Source organism: Chryseobacterium sp. C39-AII1 (genome assembly GCF_039672645.1).
Lineage (GTDB): Bacteria > Bacteroidota > Bacteroidia > Flavobacteriales > Weeksellaceae > Chryseobacterium.
Map to the genome: position 1 here is coordinate 1 of NZ_JBDFPQ010000035.1, position 4,163 is coordinate 4,163.

Consider the following 4,163-nt stretch of genomic DNA (forward strand, 5'->3'; position numbering starts at 1 on the left):
AGTCCGAGGGATACCTATGGAGAACATTCTGCCTTTAATGGAGATTTTGATCCAAACTCTACGTTATCGAGTTATAATGGAATGGGAAGTTCAAGTGCTCATGGAATGTATTTCGCTCAGGATGCTGGTGGTGGACAGGCTGGCTCTGGAGGAGAAACCTACTATGGAAAAGAAGCCTATGATGTATTACAGAGTTATCTAAATCCTCCGTCTAATAATAGTGATACAGGGCCAAATTTCTGGCAAAGAGTAGGTAGTTTTTTCGGGAATCTGTTTGGAAGTAAGAAAAAAGAATCTAATAAAGTAAATGTAGGCATTCCAACAGGTTCTGTAGAGCGTGATATGACTTGGCCAATTATAGCAGGTCTTTTATTTGGAAATGCTGATCCTTATTCTGCCATTGGAAATGCAGGTGTGGGACCTTATGCTGAAGAAAGAGAGACGGTTGGTATGGCAGCTATGCTCTTCATTAACCCTGAGAAAAGTTTAGAAGGTCTGGAAAGTAAGGCTCTTTCTAGAGCTGCAATGTCAAAGATTATGGGGGCCGGGATTAGAATTGATCCTAAAAATTTGCCAAAGAATGTAACCGAAGAACTAGTAGAAATTTTAGCAGGAAGAGGTACTCCAATAATAAGAAATGGAGTTCATGAAACTGTTCGAAATAGCGCTAAGTGGGGAGGTGCTCTAGAATGGAAAATTAAGGATATTCCCGGAACTAGTTTAAATGGAAGCAGAATTATTCAACATCCAAATGGAAAGTGGGGATTAGTCTTTGATCATAATTATAAAAATATAATAGAAATACCAACCAGCTCAACCATAAAATGAAAATAGAATTTTTTTTACATGAAAAAGTATTGTTTACGACAAGTTATATTAAGCTAATTCATAGACAAGAGTTTGATCAAATAATTATTCAAAGTAGTAGTATAAAATCTATCAATTTGAAATTTGGAGAAATTGTAGATAAAGATTTAACAATTAAGATACATTATAAATCTTTTAAAAGTAATTATATTTTTAATGTTTCTGATATTTTTATTAAAACTAAAGAAATTGTTTTATCAGGGCTTCTTAACGATCCCTTGGGTATATATAACCAGAATTACATTGATAATTTTAAATTACTTACTGAAAAGAAAGATAAAATACAATGGTATGAATTGAATTATAAACAGAAATATTATTATCTGAGAGGTTGCGTATTACTAAATGGAGTAAAAGAAGATATTGATAATAAAAACTCAACAATAATTATTGATTTGTCAAAGGTGAAAATTGACTTAGATGTTTATTACGAAATTGGAAAAGCTTTTTTTAAATCGTATGGATATTTTGGTACTGAAATTAATTCATTTGTAGATTGTTTATATAGTATTCAGGAGTCAATGAAAAATAGAGATAAAATGCCCGTTTTAAAAATTAAAGGAGATTTAAATTTTAAAAAATATTTTGAGAGTAATATACTCTATAATGACTTTTATAAAGAATTTAAACAAAGTAATTTTGAAATAATAAAATCAAGATAATGAAGAATAGATTATTATTTAACTACCTCGGTAATTTTTCCAGACATTTTAGTTTCCTTTATTAATGCTAAACCCGATCTCGCGGATTTGTAATCCATGAGTAATAACAACACAACCCATCGCTATTGCGGTGGGTTTTATATTTTTCATGTTTTGTAGTATTTATTGCTCATAAGCCGCTTTTTTTACACCATTTCGGCCTGATCTCGCAGATTTGTAAACCGGGATCTCCTGCGATTGTTGAATGGAAGCTTGATTTTGTAGTCACTTCCAAAGGATTTTACAGTTTTAGAGAAAACCGCTATATTTACCAGTATCAAGATCATTTAGGAAATACGAGAATAAGCTTCTCAAAAACCAGCGAAGGCATTCAGGTAAGAGATACCAACAATTATTATCCTTTTGGGTTAAACCATATTGGGGGATCTAATGCTTCTGCTTTCGGAAGTTTGTATTCTTATAAGTTTAATAGTAAAGAGCTTCAGGAAACAGGAATGTACGATTTTGGTGCGAGAATGTATATGCCGGATCTGGGAAGATGGGGTGTTGTAGATGCTTTGGCAGAGCAGATGAGAAGATATTCTCCGTATAATTACGCGTTTAATAATCCCTTAAGATTTATAGATCCTGATGGAAATGCAGCGTATGATCCAAGATCTATTTATGGAGAGCATTCTGCATTTAATGGAGATTTTGATCCAAATTCTACCTTGTCGAGTTATAATGGAATGGGAAGCTCTCATGGAATGTATTTCGCTCCCGATGCAGGTGGTGGAGGAAGTTCCTGGGGGAATGCGTGGGGAGAACCCATGAAAAATGTAATACTTAATTTTATTAGAGGAGATGAAAACAATCTAGGTAATTTTGTAAATAGTGATTTTGCAGAAAATGGTTGGAAAGTAATTGACGCGACAAGCTTAGAAGATGCTTTGAAAAAATTAGCGGCTTATTTAGGAAATAGCCAAGCTGACAATATTTATATCAATGCACATGGCTTGGTAAGTGAACGTTACACTTTTGATGGAAACGGAGAAGCTATTCGTGATCCAAGTACGGGCAAATATATCATGGTAGGAGATACCGGTTTTTATACCAATATAGATACTGAAAAAATTTTAGGAAGTAACATTCAACAATATATCTCCGATAAAAGCAAATTATCCTCGAACCTTATAAGTAGTATAGATAGTCTTATTGGAATTGGCAATTATGTTAAAGAAGGGAAAAATTTAATTATGGGATCTTGCTGGTCAGTAAGGTTTGATGATCTTTTCGGTACGGGTATCTCATCTATTGTAAAATCCAGAGATATTTTTGTCAATAGGGACTATTCTAGTTTGTTTCCTACTGAAGGTAAAGTAGGATTTCAAAGTTTTATTAAACATAATCAAACATCTCAGGACAAATATATAAATGGATGGGTTTGGTATAAGGATGGTGTAGCTACTCAAAGAAATTTTAATATTATAATGACAAAATATGGAGTCAAAACAATTAAATAAAATAATAATCTTAATAGCCTTAGCTTTTAGTATGAACGTTTTTTCTCAGATGAAAATGATTGATTTAGACAATAAAAAATTATCTGTTAATTCAAAAACTGAAACAAGAAATATAATAAAAATATCAGATGATATTAATTATAGTGTATACTATATATTAAACCAAAAGGATTTTAATTTAAAAAATGGATTAGGAACCAATGGATTAGCAAAAATTATTTTCTTTTCTAAAAAATACAATAAAGGCATACTAACTATTTTTAAACAAATGATATATCATACAAAAAAATCAGTTTATGATATAACTTTACATACAGGATCAGCAGGTAATTATATGTTTGTTTCTTCAATGGCTATACTTGATAAAGATTTCAATTATGAATATTTTATGAAATATTATTATATGCCTCCTCCTCCTCCGAAAAAGGGTAACTATACTTCATGGATTACTTTTCAGGATACTAAAAATTACTGTAATACAATAGACGTTGATTTACTAGGTAATGTTATTTATGAAAATATAGACGATATTTTAAGTAATATAATAAAGGTTAATAGTAATGAAACAAGAAAAAATTGTAATCCAATTATTTATGATATAGATTTAAAAGATTTCTTCCCAAAAAGAATTGTTAAATAATTTTAATAAATAAAAACTGAAAAAATAGGCATTGAAATCAATGCCCTATTTTTATTTTAAAATTTTTCCAAAAACAGCGCAGGCGTTCTTGAAACCAGAGATACCAACAATTTTTATCCTTTTGGGTTAAACCATATTGGTGGGTCTAATTCATCAGTTATTGGAAGTTTGTATTCTTATAAATACAACGGTAAAGAGCTTCAGGAGACGGGAATGTACGATTTTGGAGCCAGAATGTATATGCCGGATCTTGGAAGATGGGGTGTTGTAGATGCCTTGGCAGAACAAATGAGAAGATATTCGCCATATAATTATGCGTTTAATAATCCAATCAACTATATAGATCCTGATGGAAATAGTCCGAGGGATACCTATGGAGAACATTCTGCATTTAATGGAGATTTTGATCCTAATTCTACGTTATCGAGTTATAATGGAATGGGAAGTTCAAGTGCTCATGGAATGTATTTCGCTCAGGACGCTGGTGGTGGA

Annotated in this window: 5 protein-coding genes; all 5 read left to right on the plus strand. The window is 31.7% G+C overall.

The window, feature by feature from the left end; all coding sequences use genetic code 11:
• Positions 1-828, plus strand: an 828-nt coding sequence (locus tag ABEG63_RS21440) for a hypothetical protein (RefSeq protein WP_346587467.1), incomplete at its 5' end; no start/stop codon positions are given.
• Positions 825-1,529, plus strand: a complete 705-nt coding sequence (locus ABEG63_RS21445; protein ID WP_346587469.1) for a hypothetical protein — start codon at positions 825-827, stop codon at positions 1,527-1,529. The genes ABEG63_RS21440 and ABEG63_RS21445, both read left to right, overlap by 4 nt.
• Positions 1,530-1,654: 125 nt before the next feature.
• Positions 1,655-3,031, plus strand: a complete 1,377-nt coding sequence (locus tag ABEG63_RS21450) for an RHS repeat-associated core domain-containing protein (protein WP_346587471.1) — start codon at positions 1,655-1,657, stop codon at positions 3,029-3,031.
• Positions 3,009-3,671 carry a hypothetical protein gene (locus ABEG63_RS21455; protein ID WP_346587472.1) on the plus strand — a complete coding sequence of 221 codons (663 nt, stop codon included), beginning with the start codon at positions 3,009-3,011 and terminating at the stop codon, positions 3,669-3,671. The genes ABEG63_RS21450 and ABEG63_RS21455 overlap by 23 nt, the downstream gene beginning before the upstream one ends.
• A gap of 159 nt (positions 3,672-3,830) precedes the next feature.
• Positions 3,831-4,163 (plus strand): RHS repeat-associated core domain-containing protein (locus ABEG63_RS21460; protein ID WP_346587473.1); only part of this gene is annotated, 333 nt, incomplete at its 3' end.